The organism is Synergistetes bacterium HGW-Synergistetes-1 (genome assembly GCA_002839185.1).
In the GTDB taxonomy this organism is placed as follows: domain Bacteria; phylum Synergistota; class Synergistia; order Synergistales; family Synergistaceae; genus Caenicola.
The window spans coordinates 263,724-284,450 of the sequence record PGXO01000004.1; the positions used below are offsets into that span (position 1 = coordinate 263,724).

General features: G+C 43.4%; 12 protein-coding genes and 2 tRNA genes. 12 read left to right on the forward strand and 2 right to left on the reverse strand.

Going from position 1 to position 20,727, the window contains the following annotated elements; all coding sequences use genetic code 11:
* The first annotated feature begins 139 nt into the window (after window positions 1–139).
* Together CVV54_04855 and CVV54_04860 are read left to right on the forward strand one after the other, a co-directional pair.
* Entirely contained in the window at window positions 140–3,964 is a 3,825-nt protein-coding gene (locus tag CVV54_04855) for a hypothetical protein (protein PKL04799.1), read from the forward strand.
* 163 nt (window positions 3,965–4,127) lie between these two features.
* Complete coding sequence (locus CVV54_04860; protein PKL04800.1) at window positions 4,128–5,708, forward strand: hypothetical protein; 1,581 nt, start codon at window positions 4,128–4,130, stop codon at window positions 5,706–5,708.
* A 199-nt stretch (window positions 5,709–5,907) separates the two neighbouring features.
* Here the strand turns inward: CVV54_04860 and CVV54_04865 are convergent, their stop codons facing one another.
* Complete coding sequence (locus CVV54_04865) at window positions 5,908–8,175, reverse strand: hypothetical protein (GenBank protein PKL04801.1); 2,268 nt, start codon at window positions 8,173–8,175, stop codon at window positions 5,908–5,910.
* Between the two features lie 463 nt (window positions 8,176–8,638).
* Here CVV54_04865 and CVV54_04870 point away from each other — a divergent pair, with 463 nt between their 5' ends.
* From CVV54_04870 to CVV54_04915, 10 genes are all read left to right on the forward strand, one after another.
* Complete coding sequence (locus tag CVV54_04870; GenBank protein ID PKL04802.1) at window positions 8,639–9,049, forward strand: hypothetical protein; 411 nt, start codon at window positions 8,639–8,641, stop codon at window positions 9,047–9,049.
* Between the two features lie 27 nt (window positions 9,050–9,076).
* On the forward strand, window positions 9,077–10,081 hold the full coding sequence (locus CVV54_04875; GenBank protein PKL04803.1) for a hypothetical protein: 1,005 nt from the start codon (window positions 9,077–9,079) through the stop codon (window positions 10,079–10,081).
* A gap of 638 nt (window positions 10,082–10,719) precedes the next feature.
* Window positions 10,720–11,994 (forward strand): AAA family ATPase, encoded by a 1,275-nt coding sequence (locus CVV54_04880; GenBank protein PKL04804.1) that lies wholly within the window; start codon window positions 10,720–10,722, stop codon window positions 11,992–11,994.
* Between the two features lie 847 nt (window positions 11,995–12,841).
* Window positions 12,842–12,917 (forward strand) — tRNA-Gly (locus CVV54_04885).
* A gap of 315 nt (window positions 12,918–13,232) precedes the next feature.
* Window positions 13,233–14,537, forward strand: coding sequence for an AAA family ATPase (locus CVV54_04890; protein ID PKL04805.1), 1,305 nt, complete (start codon window positions 13,233–13,235; stop codon window positions 14,535–14,537).
* A 67-nt stretch (window positions 14,538–14,604) separates the two neighbouring features.
* On the forward strand, window positions 14,605–15,657 hold the full coding sequence (gene tilS, locus CVV54_04895; protein PKL04806.1) for a tRNA lysidine(34) synthetase TilS: 1,053 nt from the start codon (window positions 14,605–14,607) through the stop codon (window positions 15,655–15,657).
* 69 nt (window positions 15,658–15,726) lie between these two features.
* Entirely contained in the window at window positions 15,727–16,263 is a 537-nt protein-coding gene (gene hpt / locus CVV54_04900) for a hypoxanthine phosphoribosyltransferase (protein ID PKL04807.1), read from the forward strand.
* A 491-nt stretch (window positions 16,264–16,754) separates the two neighbouring features.
* Complete coding sequence (locus CVV54_04905) at window positions 16,755–18,728, forward strand: cell division protein FtsH (GenBank protein PKL04808.1); 1,974 nt, start codon at window positions 16,755–16,757, stop codon at window positions 18,726–18,728.
* A 113-nt stretch (window positions 18,729–18,841) separates the two neighbouring features.
* Window positions 18,842–18,919: transfer RNA gene (locus tag CVV54_04910), tRNA-Pro, on the forward strand.
* A gap of 431 nt (window positions 18,920–19,350) precedes the next feature.
* Window positions 19,351–19,896 carry a hypothetical protein gene (locus tag CVV54_04915; GenBank protein ID PKL04809.1) on the forward strand — a complete coding sequence of 182 codons (546 nt, stop codon included), beginning with the start codon at window positions 19,351–19,353 and terminating at the stop codon, window positions 19,894–19,896.
* A 440-nt stretch (window positions 19,897–20,336) separates the two neighbouring features.
* On the opposite strand, the gene CVV54_04920 is transcribed toward CVV54_04915, so the two are convergent.
* The gene (locus CVV54_04920) at window positions 20,337–20,618 is read right to left on the reverse strand and encodes a hypothetical protein (GenBank protein PKL04810.1); all 282 of its coding nucleotides are present in this window, start codon (window positions 20,616–20,618) and stop codon (window positions 20,337–20,339) included.
* Window positions 20,619–20,727: the final 109 nt, after the last annotated feature.

A 20,727-nucleotide genomic window follows, 5' to 3' on the forward strand; every position in this document is an offset into this window, starting at 1 on the left:
CAAAACGTCGCTCGGGGGAATGAGTCCATTGGAATATAGACGTAGTCTTGGTTTAGTAGCTTAGGTCCAAGAAAATGTCCGCACCCCCGGGTGTTCAACGCAAGCGGTCAAAGTGTTCAATTTGGCATAGAAGGGATGGTTGATATCAGTGGGGCTTTCTGAAGATTTTAAAATTAAGCCAATACCTGATCTTCCATCTCAAATCCAAGAAGCGGCTGAGCATGGAGAACTTGTCGTTTTTATTGGAGCCGGGTGCTCATGTCTGCTTGGTTACCCGAATTGGAAAGAATATTCGAACGAGGTCCTGACTCAAATTCTAGGTGAAAAAACTTCTTGTAAATTACAAGAGTTTGATGCAAGAGTTAAACTGTCAATCGCCTCCGAAATGGAATCAAATAACAAAAAAGCGATCGACTACAAAAAAATTCTTGCTGCAAATAATGATGCCGAGACAAATATCAAAAGGAAACGTTTGAATAACGCTCTTTTAAAATTGACGAACCACTTCGTAACTACCAATTACGACAGAGAACTAGATATGATGATTTCAAAAAGTCCTGCAAGAAGAGAAATTCTCTATGACATAACCCCTTATGATACGCAAAAGTATACTGCTAAGATAATACTTTCCCCTTCGGAGTGTCTTTTTTCAAGCATAGGTTACAAAGGCGGTGTTGTGTTTCATATTCACGGTTCGGTGGAAAAGCCGGAAACGATGGTTCAAACCTTGAAGGATTATATATCTCTATATCATGTTAGACAGGCAGAAGAATGTGATTCGGATAGTAATGGAATAACATATTTCCTGGAACAATTATTTCATTCTCATTTTACGGTATTATTTCTAGGATATGGTTTGAATGAAATGGAAATATTAGAATATATATTATCGAAGTCAACAGCAGTAAAAAACAACTCCGAAACACAAAAACTTTTTATATTAAAGGGATTCTATACAGAAAATGAGAAAGAATTAGCGGATTATTTGAGGATTTACTATATGAATCACTGTGGAGTTGAACTTATCCCTTTCATTGATAATAAAAATAGAGATCAATTACTGAATGTATTAGAATCATTCGCTGCTAAAATCAAAGCACTTTCAAACAAACTGGTTAATGTGAGACAACTTAATTGCGTTTTAAAAAATGTAACGTCGCCCAGTAGAGAGGCCGAATTTGCCAGGCTCATGGCTCATTCAGGTTATTCTGAACAGCTTGAAGGTTATGAAAGAATATTCAAAGAGGCCAATCCAGAATGTTTCTTTGAACATCTTCATGCCAACAAACTTTTTAGTATAGATTTTATTCCCTATCTAGAAAAAGTAAAAGCAAATGATGAAGGTTTCTCATACAAGTCTCACATATGGCCGGCTCAGGAATATTTAATTAATGTCTCGAGTTGCCGGAATAAAGTGAAAGCTATAATCAAGATCATTTCAGACGTAAGTCTCTATTCTATAGACCATGAAGATGAATACAGCTATACACACATATTTGCCGGATTTGCGGCAATGTACGCAAATATGCCATTAAAAATGCTAACTATGAAAGCACTGGATATTTCTGATATTTGGCTGAAAACGAAAGCAAGAAATACTTCATCCGTCAATATTATTTTTAAAAAACTAATCCCGAAATTTTTAAAGGGAAATAATTTAAGAAATCACAGAAAAGCGTGCAGGCTATTGAAAATATTAACACAGCTTTACTGGATCGAGATTAAAAATTTAGATTGTCGGATGCAACCGAAAATATATATGGAAGAATATTGGTTCAACGAGCATATTAATCAAACAGCAAGGTTATTTGGGATAAAGGCCGGCATTGCAGCAGTAAATATTTTCTTAGACCGGTTAAGGGAAGCAAGCAAATACGACATAAACGGGTCTTTAAGCGTAATTTGGAGACCAGCCATAGAAGACCATTCACAAAACGAACATAAAGATAAAATTATAGGCACATTGGTCGTTGGCCTGAGAGATTGTCTGTGTGGATCAATTGAAAAACAACGAGAAGATACGAAGCTTTTTCTAAATAAATTACTAAGAGATCAATCAATTATTATCAGAAGGGTTGCACTTTCCGTCATTGACAGTAACTGGCCTTTATTGAAAGACATGTGGGATGAAGTAATCAAAGCCGGGTTATTTGAATATTATATGCGCCATGAGACATATGTCTTTCTAAATAATAACTTTTCATCTTTTTCGAAAGAACAGCAATCTCTGCTTTTATCTAAACTATCAGATATTGAGAGTGATGATATAGAAGATCTAGAGCGGACTCAGTTGATTTTCCTTCAAGCTATTTATGATAAAGGGTCAAAGGATGCGGATGAGAGATATCGGATGCTTATATCCAAGCACAAATATGCGATCACTGAACATCCTGACTTTATATTTTATATGGGTACAAGGTGGCTTAAGGGCACAGAACGCTCGCCCTACAGCGGAGATGATTTATTGTCATTCATTTCCAATAATTGTTTGATTGAGAAATTGAATGGTTTTATTCCTGACATAGACGATGGCTGGCGAAGCCCAAAAATCGATGACTTGGCTTCAATGCTGGAAAAAACAATAGAAAACAATCCTATTGTTTTTATCCCCTATATTTGTAGATTTAAAAAAGCAAATGATCCCTTCCAATATGCCCTCGTAAGAGCTTTTTATAATTTGTGGAATAAAAACACTCTCGATGAGCTGCAATGGCAACGGATTTGGGAAGAATTGATGTCATTGCTTGTAAGTATCATAGATAATGAAGAAATCTGGAATGACAGAAATGTTGACAATGATAAATTTACTCCTATTCCTCAAAAAGGCTGGCTATTGAATTCTGTGATAGACCTGTTGAAAGCCGGAGTGGAAAACGGTGAACATGCTTACCCTGAAAGGTTTTTATCACAAGGATACTGTTTACTTAATATTTTTTTGAATAAAATGAAGAGGAACGAATATTGTCCCGATACAATCGAAGAAATTAATGATGTCTTTGGGATCGCGATCAACAACCTCGAAGGCAAAGTATTTGAAACATTGATTTATCAGCTTTTACATGAATGCAGACTAACAAATAATGCTTCAGGTATTACTGTTATATGGGAGAAATATAGACAACTGTTTGAAAATGAGTTTTTGCACGAACATGGTCCAAATTACCTTTTCTATAATATATTTGTTTGTTATTTTGCACACCTATATTATCTAGATGCTGTCTGGACCGAAAAAAAATTAAAAACAATATTTTCTGAAACGCAGGATAAGAAAGTATTCCTGTGCGCTCTTGATGGGTTAAAGTATACAAACTTCACGACCGGTAATTTTAATTTGCTTAAAAAAACTCAAGTATGGGACAGGTCAACAGAACTGACGATTTCAGACATTAATGTACGGCAAGAGGTTTTTAAATGGATTGGATTTGCATACCTGACAAAAATTGAAAAAATTGAAGGCCCTTATTTGAAAAAATTATATGACAGAAGAGATGTTGAAGCTCTTTCAACGATAACGGACCAATTCTGCCGTGAGATTAATAATGATGAAAAGGCAGAATTTTGCGAAAGAGTCCTTGCTTTCTGGCGTTATACAGTTATGTGGCTAAAAAGTGCCAAGCTTGAAAATGCCAATAAATTAGTTTCTGTGCTTTGTACTCTGCTTGTATACTTGGAACGGATCAACTGTGAAAATAAGGAAGCATTTGTATTCCTTATTACGCAAAGACAAAATGATGATTTCATGACAGATTTTATATGGGAAGATGTTAGTAGGTTATTTGACATTCCCGAAAACCAAGATGTTATAATTTCGACCTTATTATCCATGAACTTAAATAATGAGATCGATTACGACAATACGATCCATAATTTAATAGAAAAAATTGGTGTTGTAAACAGAATCGCGGCTAGAGATATAGCGGAAAAACTTGGATACACTGAACTGTACCTTAAATTTTCTCAATGATCACTTTTAAAATATTGAAAACAAAAAGGTGTTCAACTCATGCGGTCGAAGTGTCCAATTTGACAAGTAATACGAAGATATGCTACAGAATAGGAGACAGCCATTGTAGAGATTGTACAAGAGGTAGATTTAGCATAATGAATTTTACCTAAACGGACGGTGAATGCTAATGCCAAGTAAAAACAAGCTGTCTATCTTCATGATTAAAGACGGGTTCAATGAGGATGAAGACATTATTGAAAATTTCAGTCACAGTGTATTAATAGATGGTGTTGGAACTGTCTACTGGGGTAACTCTCATGTGGATATTCCTCAATGGGTCGATTCGTTCTTTGGCGGTAACATAAACACTGATAATATATTCACAGCAAACGCTAGAGCCGTTCTGCTGGTAAGGGTGCCTGTACAACATAATGATTTAGAGAAGATTTTCGCTGTTACTATGGGCTATGGGAAAAACATGCTAAAGGACAATGTCACAGAGGATCGTTTTGGCTTAAAAGTGATCTTAAACACGATCAAACCAGACAGCCTCCGGCGCATAAATAAGGTTAATATTGGGGGCAATCAAAAGCTGAGTAACGAGCAGCTTCCACTGGAATCTGATATTAGTGATTTTGGATTTGATATTAATCGGGACTTAGTCAGTAATATTTCAGGTGTTTCTGATGATGAAAACTATGTTACCGGATTGCTTACTGGTGGCTGTATGCTGTCACTTACAGCAACGGTAGATATTACAAATATTGTTGATTTTCTTAAGAAAACGTATGAAAAACACAGATTGGATACTTATAAAAACTATTTTTCTTGGATTGATCAAATACAGCCTGTCAAGGATACCAGACTGGTTGAACGTCTTGATTCAAATCTAATAACAGCTATTAATGAGTCTTCCGTTAATGTTTGGATGGCGGTTCCAGAAATAATTAATTGGGAAGAGGTTAGAGGCTTCAAGTATAAAGGGCGAGAGGTTTATGATGATATTGATATCAGTTTTGTGAAAGAATCTTTTCGTAAACCACTAAGCAGTATTAAACAATTAAAATCAAAAAAGATAGTAGCAATTAGTGCTCTTGATAATTCCGAACGGTATAGTTGGAATGCTTATGGATGCATATATGGAGAATTGTCATTAAATGGAAAATCATATTGCATTAACAGTGGGAAATGGTATCAAATTAACAATAAGTTTGTCCAACAAGTTAATAAAGATTATAACAGTACTCCTATATCGACAATAGATTTTAATGATTATACAGATACTCATAAAACAGAGAATGGGTATAGTATAGATTTTCAAAAAAGGCACCCTGACAATTATGTAGTTTTAGATGCTCATAATTTTTCTTATGGAGGCGGTCATAGCAAAATTGAATTGTGCGACATTCTTTCGTCGGATAAGGAACTCATTCACATTAAATTTTTTACAGGTTCATCGGCTTTGAGTCATCTTTTTAGTCAAGCAGCGGTATCCGCTGAGTTAGTATTGTCAGACACACAATTTTTAACTCTAGCAAATGGAAAGATAAAGGAACTGTCTAGAAATGATAATTTTACAATCAAAGACCGTAGGTCGATAAATGTGGTTTTTGGTATAATTCATACTACCGAAGCTAAATTGCCCCCTATTCCTTTTTTTAGTAAGGTATCATTTGGATACACAAAAAACAGACTGCAGGCCTTTGGCTTAGATGTAAGCATTAAAACTATCAAAGATATTAGACCAAATAAAACGATTTAATTAATATAGTCCCTCAACATTCTAGCAATAACTCAATGGGGCCAGGGACAACAGACCTGCACATTTGACAAAACCTGCATCGTAGAAGATGCCGACCCAGCGGCTGAATTCCAGATTGGTCTCCAATTTTTTCTAGCCCATGTCTTTGGCCACTTCTCAAAGAATTTTCCTTGCTGCACTTCTCCAACCTGGATCCAATCTAGTAGTTTTCTATTAAACTGATTTCCCCCGCACTCAACCGATACAGCCTTGCCACTGCCCTGTTTATAACCCTTTCTGCTTCTCGGATATCCTCGTTTATATCTTCCGTTCTCTCCTTTTCGTGCACCGAACACAGTTTCGACAGCTTCATTGCTCCGTTTTCGATCTCGGTCTTCAGGTTTACGTGGAAGCTGTTGGTCGGGCTGATCTTCTTAATTGGGAGGACAGACAGGTTGGCGGGTTTGACCTCGTAGTGCTCGTTGAGGAGCTCTGTACAGATCCTTCTCATGTAGAAGTCCATGAGGTTTGAGTTCAGGAGGCCAAGAAGGTAGAAGTCGTCTGATGCGATTATGCTCGTCTTGTCGTTGGAGAAGAGACCCTTTGTGTCTATGGTTGCCGATATGTGTTTAACTATAGTCGGGCAGATGATCTTTGTCTTTTCAAACTCACCGTAGTACCTGCAGGATCGGAGTTCCCACCAATAGTCGCCCTTGTCCCTTCGCTTTGATGCCTTTTCCTCAAATTTTGCGAGGTGTTCGGCAATGGCCGGATACTGTGAACATAACCATTCTTCAGGTCCCAGGTCTCCCCTCATTTTGTCGGTTATGCCTTTGGGAAGGAAGACCAGGTATTTTTTGACTGTGGGTATGGCATATCTTTTGACGTTTCTTCCGGAGAGGAAGGGCCTGAGTATCTTTGAACTGTTGGGATCCTTTTCAATAATTTTTTCTGCAGTTGCCCTGTCAGGGGCGAATGCCTCGTTGAGACCGGTGAGTATCCCGCGGTAGATATGCCCTTCAACGTATTCCTCAAGAGGTACTCCCATATCGGTTATCTTGTTCATTAGCACCGCTGTATCCTCGGCATCGAAGATCCATCCTTCATCGCTCAGTGATGAAATGGTTTGGATTTCAGACTGCTCTTCAACATAGAGGGAGATGTTTTCGTGGTCCGCGTCCTCAACAACTGTCACGCTGACGTCTTCAGAGGGAGCGCCGTTTGAGCCTACAACTATCGAGAGCGGTGTAGAGATGCCCTTTACAGGAGGTATGTTTGCGTAGTCGACGATCTCGGTTATGTTCTTCTGAGTTAGGAAGTGGCGAAGTCCGACTCCGTATCCTGAGCGCATCCATCTGTTCGACATGAGCACACCGACCCCGCCGCCATCAGTGAGGAGCCCGAAAGCTTTTTCTGTGTAGTAGCAGTAGAGGTCTGTATTGTGTGAAAAAGATGCGTACGACTCCAGCTTTTCTTTTATAAATGAGAATTCATCCTGTTTCATGTGAGGCGGGTTTGTTGCGATGACGTCAAAAAGCATGCCTTCAAAGAGGTCCTCGGTCAGAATGTTGCCCCAGACGAACCTTCTGTCATCTATCTTTTTGTCTGTATCCATCCTGAGCATGGTCTTTAGTATCTCAAGGGCTCCTGCATCGTAATCAGAGGCGTAAAGGGAGCCCGTAAGGAACTGCTCCGTAAAGTTTTTTTCGGTCCTGTCCGCGTGGCTGCAAAGGTATTTGTTGAGTCCGGAGCGAAGCTTTGCAACGAGCCCGGCCATTGCATGCAGCATCTGTCCCGATCCGGAGGCAATGTCGCAGAATTTAAGATAACGCAGGGATTTGTCTATCTCTTTAGCCTTTGCCTTTATGACAGTATCGTCAAAGAGGGCGTATCCGAATGAGAAATATCCGTCAAGGGCCGCATCGCTGAGTCCACATGCCTTCTTTATATGTATCTTGAGAGCTCCCGAACAGGTGTGGGTCAGAATGTCTTCGGGGATGTCAACAGTGTCGTGGAGAGGCGATTTTACAAAAAAGGTGTGCCAGCCCTCTCCGGTGGAAGGAACAAGAGCGACGAAAGCAGCATCTGTGCCAGTCCGTGTGAGGTGATCCCTGATGAAGTCAGCACAGTGAGGCGCGGCGTCAGAGATCGATACTCCTATCTGCGTCTTGACCAGAAGGACTTCGATCCGGGCCCGTCCGATCTTCGGAGTCTGGCTTCCAAAAAGACGGAAGGAGGATATGTGCTTTTTATATTTTTCCCCGATATGGATGCCTGAGCGGATCCACGTATCGTCCTCATTCAAAGAGGGCAGGCAGGTTCGGATCTCCGAGAGGTATTCATCGAAGTTGATCAGCGCGTCTGAAGCCTTCAGTTCGATAATTTGGGACTTGCCGGTACTGGACATGCCGTCACCGCCTGACGTGTTTTTTATGTTATTTCTATGCTGATAGTATAGAGCATTTTGGGCAGTATTGAAACTTTGCATGTTTAGGTGCTATTGGCAAGCGGTTGGCAAGGCAGGCGGAGAGAGCATCCGCCGGAGAATTTGCGAGCAATGCACTCGCGGGGAATTGCGGCCAAAGACCGCGTAGGTTCAAAATCACCGTCGTTTCCGGACGCAACTAAACGGCAATCCAGCGGCTTGGGGTATAGGGGTTATAAAGCTAGTCATAGCAGGACCCTAGAACCACTGGATCCCGATACAAGCACTCGGGGACGACGAATAAAAGACCTTGATTCACCGTCGGACGGGTTTTCCGGCAAATTCTCCGCGACCTTCGGTCGCAATTCCCCGACCCTGCCCCTTGGGCTCTCACGACGGCTTGCCGATCGCTTGCCAACTGCTTGCCTATAGCTTGCCCGTCTTTATAAATATGCATCAATAAGTACATAAACCTTGACGATATAAACAATATAATGTATCATTATTGTGCCTGGGAAGATATTCTATGAGCATACATTATGATCAGAATTATTCTAAAAAGGAAATCTCACATATCTTACGCGAAATTCAAAGCTGTATTCGAACAGGCAGATACACGATCGCAATAAACAGCAACAGGCAAGAAAATCTAGACTTCATTCGGGAATATAACATTTCATCCAAAAAGCAGATACAAATACTTCTTAGGATCAGGCCGGAAGATTTTTGTCATTCGCTTCAAAACACAAATATCGGATTTGAATATGAAACGCTTTATGTTTTTTGTCCGCAGGTCAGATTGTTTAACATAGATGACGAAGAAAAACTGGTCGATATTTACATTAAATTCAACATTATTGACTATAAGAGCGGGAGCAGGATAGTGGTAATTTCATTCCACGAACGAAACAAACCGATAGGTCATTGTTTTAGATGACAATCGTAGTCAAAAGGGGTGATCATTATGAGCGATAGTACAGTTTTTTGCCCAGTGTGCAGAGAAGATGTTAAATTTACTGTAGTAAAAAATAAAGAAACCGCAATACTGAAGGGCGAAGCCTATGGATTCGTTTCACAGAAAGCATATTGTGAAAAATGCGCCAGCGAAGTTTATGTTGCAAAACTTGAAGACGATAATTTGAAGGCTCTGTATGATGTCTATCGTCAAAAGAACGATATCGTCTCCCTCGAGGAAATAAGGGCCATACCGAAAAAGTACGGCATCGGTAAAAGGCCTCTCTCTCTCTTGCTTGGATGGGGAGAACAGACATTCAGCCGATATTATGACGGAGATATGCCGACAAAGCAGTATTCAGAGATACTGAAAAAGATTTATTCCGACCCCCGCTATTACCTCTCCTTGCTTGAAAGCAGCAAGGAAAAATTAATAAGCGACAAAACTTATAAAAAAAGCATGTCGGCAACGAAAAATCTGCTGGATATCTCTGTAGGAAATCGGTCTAAAATGGATGCAGTTGTTGATTACCTTTTGTCGGGATGTCGTGACATCACACCTCTTTCCCTGCAAAAAGTACTCTATTATGTACAGGGTTTCCATTTTGCGTTTTACCGGTCATTCTTATTTGCCGAAGAATGTGAAGAATGTGAAGCATGGGTGCATGGTCCTGTCTACCCAGAGATCTACGACCGTTATAAATGCTACTGTTTTGCCCCCATAGACAAAGTTAATGAGTCAGATGGCTCTTTGCTTTCTTTGGAAGAAAAGATCCTTCTTGACAACATTATCAGGCATGTTTGCTGCTATAGCGGGAAAACACTTGAGTCGTTTACTCATACAGAAACGCCCTGGGTCACTGCAAGAGTAGGACTGACCTCTGGTGTGAATTCTAATGTTACCATTTCGAAAGAGGCTATTGGCAAATATTTTTCCTCTGTTAAGAAGAAGTACAACATGCTTAATTCTGCAAATATTAAGGACTACATGCAGGATATGTTTTCGCAAATATGATGTGTAAGTGCGGAGGAGAAGCTGCTGAGCAATAGCTGAGCATGGCTGAGCGGTTGTGGAACCTTAAGACCCGGTCCCTCTCCGTTGTTCCGTTTTTTTATCGTCTCCCTCGAGTGCTCCACTCGGGGGCCCAGTGGCTTTGTTTAGACTCTAAAAAGTTAGTCATAGCAAGAACCTAGAGACACTGGATCCCGGCTCACGGCCAGAGAGCCAACGAGTTGCGAGTTGTGCGAATCGGCTGGTAGTTACACCAGAGGCATACCGAGATGACGGGGAGAGAGGCACTCGGGGACGACGAATAAAAGACCTTGATTCACTGTCGGACGGGTCTTCCGGCAAATTCTCCGCGATGCGAAGCGAGCAAATTCTCCAGCGAACATGGTTCTTAGTTCGCGAATTCTCCGCGACAACGTTTAAAGTCGTAAATTCACCGCGGCAAGAAGTTTGCCGCAAATTCTCCGTGGCTTATAAAGCCACAGCCCCTTCATTTTTCGCCGTTGTTATCGTTGTAATCGTTGTGCAACGATAAAGAAAAAAACGATTTATATTGCAACGATAAATGCAACGATAACCATATCGTTGCATTATTAAATTATTCATGTTAGGATATCTTTATGAAATATGAGAGGAGGAACGGGATGAACATCAAAGAAAAATTCAACCTTGAGTTTAAGGAGAAGATAAACAAGAAATTTTTGAAGACTGTCAGTGCTTACGCGAACTACAATGACGGAGAAATTATATTCGGTATTGATGATGCCGGAAATGTTGTGGGTCTGCATAATATAGACAATGAGTGCATCAAAATAGAAAACATGATAAATGATTCCCTGGATACTATCCCTGAATTTACAATAACCGGTGAAAATAAAGAGGGAAAAAACATTATTACACTTCGTGTTAAAAAGGGCAGAGACACACCGTATTATTCGGGAGGAAAAACATATAAGCGATCTGATACTTCAACCGTTGAAGTTGACAGGTCTGAGTTAACAAGGCTGGCTTTAAATGGGATCAACATGGATCATGAAAAGCGAAGGGCGTCTTCGCAAAACTTAAATTTTAATGTTTTGAAATATGAGTTAAAAGAACGGGCTGGTATAAAAAGAACAGATTTAGATATTTTAAGAACTTTGAATCTGTACGATGTTAACGGGTATTATAATATTGCCGGAGAACTACTGGCAGACGAAAACCAAATTAATTTTTCAGGAATCGACATCATCCGTTTTGGAGCGGATGTTGATCAGATCCTATACAGAGAGACAATCAGAAATAAATCGCTGTTGTCACAATATTACAGGGCATTGTCAATTTTTGAACAGTACTACCAATATGAAGAAATAGAAGGATATGAAAGAGTAAAAAAAGAGATGATTCCCAGAGAAGCCTTTCGGGAAGCATTGGCTAATGCCATAATTCACAGAGTTTGGGACATAAACTCTTATATTCAAATATCAATGTATGATGATTTGATCGAAATAAAATCACCGGGAGGTCTGCCTAACGGCCTTTCAAAGAAAGAATATCTGCACAACAACATATCCGTATTGCGAAATCCGATCATATCCGGCGTATTCTATCGCCTGGGGATCATAGAAAAGTTCGGGACCGGGATTGCAAGGATAAACAGGGAGTATATTAACAGCTTATCCAAACCCGATTTTCATATTGAAGATAACAGCATATTTATCCTTCTGCCTGTTATAAGAACTGATACCTCAGACTTGGCTAAAGATGAAATCAAAATATACAATTTATTGAAGAAAGAAAAAGAGCTGTCCAGAAAAGAATTGGACGACGCTCTTGGTTTTGATAAATCTAAGACCATTCGGCTCCTCAACAACTTAGTAAAGAAGAATATCATTCAAAAGCAAGGGCAAGGCCCAGGAACGACCTATAAGTTGATTTAAAGCGTGGGCAATTTAGGTATCTAACGGCCCTGACTTAGCAACACTTGTGCTCCTGCACTTCGGAGTATTCATATACACCTTAGTTTGAAGCACTGCGTGTTGCGTCGTCATCATCCGTTATATACCAAATTGCGGAAATGACACAAAAACGAGTTGCGTCACCATCATCTCCGATCTGCCCCAATTGCGGAGGGTACTTCCGCAGCGGGAATTGTGACCGAAGGTCGCGGGGAATTTGCAGCAGAGATACGCTGCGGAGAATTTGCTCGCTTCGCATCCAAGAGGGGCAGCTGAGCATGGCTGAGCCTAGCTGAGCGGTCGTAAGGGCGGCCGGGAAGGGCACCGACGGCGAGCAGTTGGAAGGGCGGGGGAATTGCGGCCAAGCCCAGCGTCTCCCCGGTATGCCGTCGAGTTAGATTCTCACTATCGTTTGACAATTGTTTGACTGCTCCTACAACTGCTTCGCCACCGCTTCGCGGCGATGAAATCGCCACTCGCGCGCGGTATCTTCATGCCGCACTTCGCCAAAGTATTATACATACGTTGAAGCGCAGGACCGCAAATGTTGCTAAGCTAGCGCTGTGCTTTTAAGGTTTTACGATAGTCTTTAATATCGCAATTGGGGCATATCGTGGATGATGACGACGCAATAGGTTTTAAATCTCATACGCAATTGGGGCATAGAGGAGATCATGACGATGCAACGCGAAAAATTCAAACTAAGACGTATTAAGCATACGTCGACGTGAAGGATTTTGAGTGTTGTGAAGTCAGGGCTGCTATATGCCCCAATTGCTGCCTCCCACTTGACAGGGGAAGGGGGAGAGTGCTATCATTCCTCCGTTGCGCGGAAATAGCTCAGCTGGTAGAGCGATGGCCTTCCAAGCCGTAGGTCGCGGGTTCGAGTCCCGTTTTCCGCTCCAGAATATTCAAGCCCCTGCCTTTGGCCGGGGCTTTTTTCTTTTGCTCAGGCCCATGCCGTGAAAACGAAATGAATATGCTCTTAGGTTCTAACCAACCGATTCCCAATAGACTCCCGCGGCACGCCACTTGCCGCCCGCCTTTCCTGCCGCTTGCCGTCACTTCCCATCGACTACCCATTGATTTCCAACTGATTTCCCATTGATCCCCCGTGGTCAACGCCTGCCTCTTCTCATTCTAACCGATTCTGATTACTTGCTATTCAAAACTGATCAGAACGGATATAATGGACTTAACGGATCGGCGAGGTGATCGAAGTGAAGAGTGAGAGTACAACTACTGAATTCAAAAGAGAATACACTGCAGATATCAGTAAGACTGTTATTGCATTTGCCAATACCGATGGAGGGGAGATCTTTATCGGTGTTGCAGATGACGGGACAGTTGTCGGGGTCGAAGATGCAGATGAGATAATGCTAAGGACGATGAACAACATCAGGGACGCGGTCAGTCCTGATGTTACTATGTTCATCGACTGCGAACAGAAAATTGAAAATGGAAAGAACGTAATTCTCATAACCGTTCAGAGAGGTACGGCTTCCCCTTATTATCTGGCCCGTAAAGGGATACGGCCTGAGGGGGTCTATGTGAGGCAGGGGCCCTCAACTGTTCCGGCCACGGAGAGCATGATCCTTAAAATGATCATGGAAACGGGGGGGGAGAGTTACGAGAGGACGCGCTCCCTTGAACAGGCACTGACTTTTGAATTTGCTTCAAAAGTTTTTAAGGATGAAAACATAAAATTCGGAACGGAACAAAAAAGATCCCTGGGCATAATTGGCGATGACGGGGCATTCTCTAACCTCGGCCTGTTAATTTCCGACCTGTGCAGGCATACTGCAAAGGCTGCTGTTTTTGAGGGAACGGGAAAGACACTTTTGAAGGACAGGATAGAATTTTCGGGCTCGCTTTTGAAGCAGGCAGATGAAATATTTGCATACATAGACCGTTCAAACCGTACAAGTTCTGAATTTTCGGGACTCAGACGGATCGATAAACGCGATTTCCCCCGGGAAGCTGTAAGAGAGGCCCTGCTAAATGCGATCGTTCACAGGGACTATTCTTACAGCGGAAGTACCCTGATAAGCATCTTTGACGACAGGATTGAGTTCGTCTCTTTGGGAGGACTTCCGAAAGGAATAGCATACAGCGACCTGATGCTCGGTGTTTCCGTTCTTCGTAATGAACGGCTTGCTGATATTTTTTACAGGCTGCACCTGATCGAGGCTTACGGCATTGGAATGCCGAAAATAATGGATTCTTACAGCCATTTCAGAGTAAAGCCGTCAATAGATGTCTCTGAAAATGCATTCAGGATAACTTTGCCCAATACCAACTTTACAAGCAGGGTCGGAGAGGACCGGGACAGGTTGACTCATGACGAAAGAAGGGTAATGGACTACATTACGTTGAATGATAATGCAGGAAGAAAAGACATCCAGGCTGAATTGGAGCTTTCTCAGAGCAAAGCGATCCGCTTACTCAGGGCACTGATCGAAAAAGGGGTAATAGCTGCAAACGGCAGGGGGAAGAACACCAGATACACAACAAGGAACGAGTAGGATATATTTGGGTCCATCATAAATATATTTGTGCTATTCTCAGACGAGACTGTTTACATCAGGGGAAATGAATATGAAAAAACTTACTGCTTCTTATAAAAAGCTGAAGGCCGCAGGGGAACGCCAGGGATGGTGGGACTCTGAGGGACTGGTCGCTGCGCTTTCGGGCGGCGGGGACTCTGTGGCGATGCTGTGGCTACTTCACCGCTTTTACAAAGGAAGGATAGTTGCGGCACACCTTGACCACTGCACACGTGAGGGTATGTCACACGAAGACGCGGCCTTCTCGAAAGACCTTTGCGAGAAGTGGGGCATTAAATGCATCGTGAAGACTGTCGAAGTATTTCAGGAGCGTTTGACCGGCGAGTCTTTTGAAATGGCGGGACGCAGGGAGCGTTACACCCATTTCTGCGAGACAGCGAAGGCGGAAGGGCTGCCATTTATCGCTGTCGGGCATTCATCTGACGATGTAGTCGAGACGCAGCTCATGAATCTTTTCAGGGGGACGGGGCTTGACGGTCTCAGGGGTATACCTGAGAGACGCGGCATGATAGTCCGTCCGATAATCGATTTTCGCAGGGATGAACTCAGAGAACTGCTTCGTGATAACTGTGTTGTGTGGCGTGAAGACGCAAGCAACGCAGACACTGTTTACAAAAGAAACAGGGTAAGGGAAGAACTCATACCGTGGATCAGGGAAAACATGAACCCGAACTTTGAGTCATCCATGATCGGCCTTTCGAAACAGATAGATGCGGAGCTTGAACAAAAGCAGAAATTTACAGAAAAACTCCTTGCAGATGCGGTTATCGCCATGCCCCCTGCCATCGTCTGCTGGTCTCCTGCCTTTGTAAAAAATGTTCCTGACACTGACCTGGCGGACATGCTCCGCCTTCAGGGCATTATGCTGGACCTGCCCAGGCTGGACAGGGACAGGACCCTAAAACTGGTCGCCCTGATCCGAAAGGGCGGAAACTGGCGCTTCCAGTGGGCAAGTGATATCGAGGTATGCTGGTCGAACAGGGGAATGGGATGGCTGCACCGTGAAGATATTGGAAAAGGCGTAGCTGAAAATAGGCAAAATGCCGAAAAACCCGTCCTTCCATGGTGGGCGAGATAGTGATATTTATGTTATTATGTCTAATGTTTTTGAGCGGAAAAAACTTTGGCATCAAGGAGTGTTTCTCACTTGGAATATAAGATTGGTAAAACACTTATTTCTGAAGAAAAACTACAGGCCAAAATCAAGGAACTCGGAGAGAGATTAAGCAAGGATTATGCCGGAAAACAGCTGATCTGCGTCTGTGTCCTAAAAGGTGCAGTAATTTTTCTTGCAGATCTTATCAGGAATATCAGTCCTGAGGTGGATGTAAGGATAGACTTCCTCGCTATTTCCTCTTATGGGGCATCAACGAAGAGCAGCGGGGTAGTGCAGATCCAGAAGGACCTCAGTACAGACATCTATGGCAAAAATGTCCTTATAATTGAGGATATTGTCGATACCGGACTCTCACTGAAGTACATAAAGTCGCTTCTGCTGGAACGTAAACCGCAGAGCCTGGCGATATGCGTGCTGCTTGACAAGCCGGAACGCCGCAAGGAAACAGTTGAGGTAGAATATACAGGGTTTACGATCCCCGATGAGTTCGTGATAGGCTACGGCCTGGATTATGCCGGAATGTTCCGGCATCTGCCGGCGGTGTTTATCGCCGAGCCCGTCGCCTAGCTGCAATTGGGGCATCTCGGAGCCCTGGTTTAGCAACACTCGAAGTCCTGCGCTTCGACGTATGACCAATACGCCTTAGCTTGAACTTCTTCGAGTTGCGTCACCATCATCTCCGATCTGCTCCAATTGCGGAGGAATTGTTTATTAGAAATAACAAATTGAAAAAGGTCACTAGGATCAAGAACTAAAATCACCGTCATTCCCGTATGGACCTGAGCGGGAATCCAGCGTCTCAGAACTTAGGTTATTACAAAGTTTTAAAGATTTAAACAAAAGACACTGGATCCCGGCTCAGGTGCATACCGGGATGACGAAGAGTGAAAAATGGTTATGAAAATAGTTTGACAGTATTTTAAACGACTGCTTGCCAATTGCTTGCCCACTCTTGCCAATTGCTTGCCAGTCTTTACAACAGTTTAGCTGAACCAATTGATTACCCACCGGATGTTTTTCCGGTAGATTAGTAAAGATATGAAAGCGAGGTCACACGTTTGAAGAAAACCTCTAAAAATGTTGGGATGTATATAATACTGATCGTTCTTGTTGTCAGTCTGGTGAACGTATTCTTGACGCCGGATGCAAACAAGTCCGGTCAGGGTGCTGAGGTACTTCCTTATAGCCAGTTTTTGAACGAAGTAAACGCAGGCAATGTTGCCAAGGTAAAGATAGACCACGAGCAGCTCAAAGGAACATTGAAATCCGGCAAAGAGTTTACAACTTATATCCTTGATCCCGGAACACTGCCCAGTGAGATATCCCAGAAGGGCGTTGAAGTCGAGGTCGTTCCTCCGCCAAAGAACTCATGGCTGACGTCCCTGCTTGCTTCCCTGCTTCCCACACTGCTTCTGATAGGTGTATGGATATACTTCATATACAACATGCAGGGCGGGGGAAACAAGGTCATGGGCTTTGCAAAGAGCAAGGCCAAACTCTTTATGGACAACAGGCCAAAGGTCACGTTTGATGACGTTGCGGGCTGCGACGAGTCCAAGGAAGAGCTTGAAGAGGTCGTCCATTTCCTCAGGGATCCCGCAAAGTTCACCCGGCTTGGTGCAAAGGTACCCCGAGGTGTACTGCTTCTGGGTGCACCGGGAACGGGTAAGACCCTTCTTTCAAGGGCTGTTGCCGGAGAGGCCAATGTGCCCTTTTTCAGCATAAGCGGATCTGACTTCGTTGAAATGTTTGTCGGTGTCGGTGCTGCGCGTGTCAGGGACCTTTTTGAGCAGGCCCGCAAGAACCAGCCGTGCATAATATTCATAGACGAGATAGACGCTGTAGGACGTCATCGCGGTGCCGGTCTCGGAGGCGGACACGATGAACGTGAACAGACACTTAACCAGCTTCTTGTCGAGATGGACGGTTTTGAAGCGGGGACAGGCATTATCCTGCTTGCCGCAACAAACAGGCCTGACATACTTGACCCGGCGCTGCTCCGTCCTGGACGTTTTGACAGGCAGATAGTTGTAGACAGGCCGGACGTAAACGGAAGGCGCGACATACTGAAGGTGCATTTGAAAGACAAGAAGGTCAGCAAGAAAGTCGACCTTGATGTCATTGCCCGCAGGACACCCGGTTTTGTCGGTGCTGACTTAGCCAACCTTGTAAACGAAGCCGCGCTTCTTGCAGGTCGGAGAGGCAAGGCCAGCCTCGGAATGGCAGAGTTCGAAGAGGCCATCGACAGAGTAATGGCAGGTCCTGAGCGAAAGAGCAGAGTAATAAGCAAGAAAGAGCGCGAGATCATCGCATACCACGAAGCCGGACACGCGCTGGTCGCAAGCAAGATAGACGGAAGCGATCCGGTACATAAGATATCAATAATACCGCGCGGCCACATGGCGCTTGGTTACACACTGCAGCTGCCGGAAGAGGACAGGTTCCTCATATCGAAGAAAGAGCTTTCTGACAGGATAACGATACTGTTGAGCGGTCGTGTAACAGAAATGCTCAAGTTCGGTGATGTTACGACAGGAGCTTCGAACGACCTTGAAAGAGCTACACAGATCGCAAGGCAGATGGTGACCGAGTTTGGCATGAGCGACAGGCTTGGGCTGGTAACGCTTGGCAGGAAACAGCATGAAATCTTCCTTGGCAGGGATATCATGGAGGACAGGAACTACAGCGAGGAGATCGCCTACGCGATAGACCAGGAAGTCCGTAGTATGATAGATGAGTGCTTTACCCGAGCAAAGAAGATCCTTACCGAAGAAAATGAACGACTTGAGGAGATAACAGCGCTGCTTCTGGAGAAAGAAGTCCTTGAAGGCGACGAGCTTGACGAACTTCTTGGGTACCCGAAGAAAGATCACCCGGCCTCAACTGCCGGATCTGAGGATGAAGGATCCGAAGAGGAAGAGACTGAAGATAACGGATCAGAAACAGAAGAGGAAGAAGATAAAAAGAAACAGCAGGAAGAAGAAAGTTCTGAAGATCAGGATGATGATGATCCTGACGAAGAGGAAGAATAGAACATAAGATATATTAGGAGCCAAACGGCTCCTTTTTTATCGGATATTTTAGCTGCCCCACAGCCGTAATATTTCCACAATCAAAGGAATATATGATATAATGCCCATCGTCACGGGATGTAGCGCAGCCTGGTTAGCGCACCTGCTTTGGGAGCAGGGGGTCGTCGGTTCGAATCCGACTATCCCGACCAAGAATTTAAAAAAGCTCAGCGAAAATTATTTCGCTGAGCTTTTTTTTTGCAAATCGATGGGGAATCAATGGGTAATCAATTGGGAGAGGCTGCGGCGTGGATAATGCCGCGGGAATCGATAGCAAATCAGTTGGTTGGTTCATATAATTCGTTATAGTGAAGGTTCAAAGTGCCTGGATCCGGGATCTCAGTGAGAGGCCAAGTTTTCAGATCTAAACAACTGATTCGCCATTGATTACCCATTAACTCACCTATCGATTTCCGCGGCACGATTCTTGCCGCTGCCCCTAACAATCGATTTGCCATTGATTTCCCACTGATTCCCGAACCATCATCTCAGCATTCCCCACATAACATTCACACACGTTAACGTTATAATAATAAAGTGATAAGATTTTATCATGCTAAAGATATTGACTGGAGGGATCCATATGACACATGAAAGTATACGGAAAGTAAAGAAAATAGCTGCCCTGATGGCGGCATTTGTTCTTATATCAGGTACTGCTGCTATTGCTGCTCCAAAGGAAAAGAAAGATATGCCAAAACAGAGCCAGCAGAACGGTCCGGAATGGCAGGATACACAGCAGCAGAATGAAAAGAAGGACAAAAAAGTTAAGATCCGCGAAATGAAGTACAAACAGGGAGGCAAATTGTTGGTAGTGTTTGGATATCCTGAAGGCAACGGTTATCCTCCATATCCGGGATATCCCGGAAGACCGGGCAACCCAGGCAAACATTATGGAAATAATATCCGCTGGGATAAAAACCAACCCATCACCATCACCGACAGATTCGGCAGAACGTACGATACCAGAGTTGTAAGATCAGAGAATAACGTTCTCGAGCTTATTGTCGACGGACTGTACGGCGGAGCACTTTATAACTTAAATATAGGGGGTGTATACCTCGACGATGTTATAAACGGTGTAAACGGTGAATTCTGGGCAAAGGATAACTGGCAGTATAGGAATTAGTAACTGCGGCGAGATATCTGCCGCGGTAATCAATTGGTAATCGGTTGCAAATCTATTGCAAATCAATCGTTAGGGACGGCGGCGAGTACCGTGCCGCGCAAAGTGGCGATTTCATTGCCGCGAAGCAATTGCAAATCAATTGTTTGGATTTGAGACTACAGAACCTAACTGCGATCCCGGAATAAACTCGTGCCGGGATCGCAGTTTTTTGCCCTGTCGCCCTTCCCGTCGTTCCCGAGTGCTCCAGTCGGGAATCCAGCGGCTTTTGTTTAGGCCCCAAAAATAAAGAATAGAACAGATCCATAAGAACTAAATCCCCGATCTCAAATCGCACTCGAAACAGTGTTGACACTAAGGTTTATCTATGAGTTTCTTTGACGAGAAACAGTGTCCTTCTGATCTCGGAACGCACTCGAAATAGTGCGGATACTAAGGTTTATCTATGAGTTTCTCTGACGAGAAACAGTGTCCTTCTGATCAGAAGCATAACGGGATGACGGAGGGGCGATGGGATCGCCACTTCCTGCATCATCATCACGCTGCATTTCTACGCCCCAAACTATCGCTTGCCAACTGCTTGCCAACCGGCTTGCCAACGCTTGCCATTTTCTTGCCCTCCCTTCCAACCGACTCCCCATCGATTGCCAACCGATTACCAATCGATTACCGTGGCAGGATTTTTGCCACAGTCCGAAACTATTGATTTGCCATCGATTCCCCATTGATTACCAATCGACTCCCTCGTCATCCGTGACATTGCAAACTGAATATGCAATGTCACGGATGACGCATTCTTTAAAAAGCTATATATTAATAAAGTTGCATTCATAT

Excerpts from the sequence above, each read along its gene's own strand:
- tilS (PKL04806.1), top strand. The coding sequence starts at position 14,605 with ATGAATATGAAAAAACTTACTGCTTCTTATAAAAAGCTGAAGGCCGCA.
- CVV54_04870 (PKL04802.1), top strand. The coding sequence starts at position 8,639 with ATGAGCATACATTATGATCAGAATTATTCTAAAAAGGAAATCTCACAT.
- CVV54_04880 (PKL04804.1), top strand. The coding sequence starts at position 10,720 with ATGAACATCAAAGAAAAATTCAACCTTGAGTTTAAGGAGAAGATAAAC.
- CVV54_04920 (PKL04810.1), bottom strand. The coding sequence starts at position 20,618 with ATGGGGAATCGATGGCAAATCAATAGTTTCGGACTGTGGCAAAAATCC.
- CVV54_04865 (PKL04801.1), bottom strand. The coding sequence starts at position 8,175 with ATGCAAAGTTTCAATACTGCCCAAAATGCTCTATACTATCAGCATAGA.
- CVV54_04860 (PKL04800.1), top strand. The coding sequence starts at position 4,128 with ATGCTAATGCCAAGTAAAAACAAGCTGTCTATCTTCATGATTAAAGAC.
- CVV54_04875 (PKL04803.1), top strand. The coding sequence starts at position 9,077 with ATGAGCGATAGTACAGTTTTTTGCCCAGTGTGCAGAGAAGATGTTAAA.
- CVV54_04915 (PKL04809.1), top strand. The coding sequence starts at position 19,351 with ATGACACATGAAAGTATACGGAAAGTAAAGAAAATAGCTGCCCTGATG.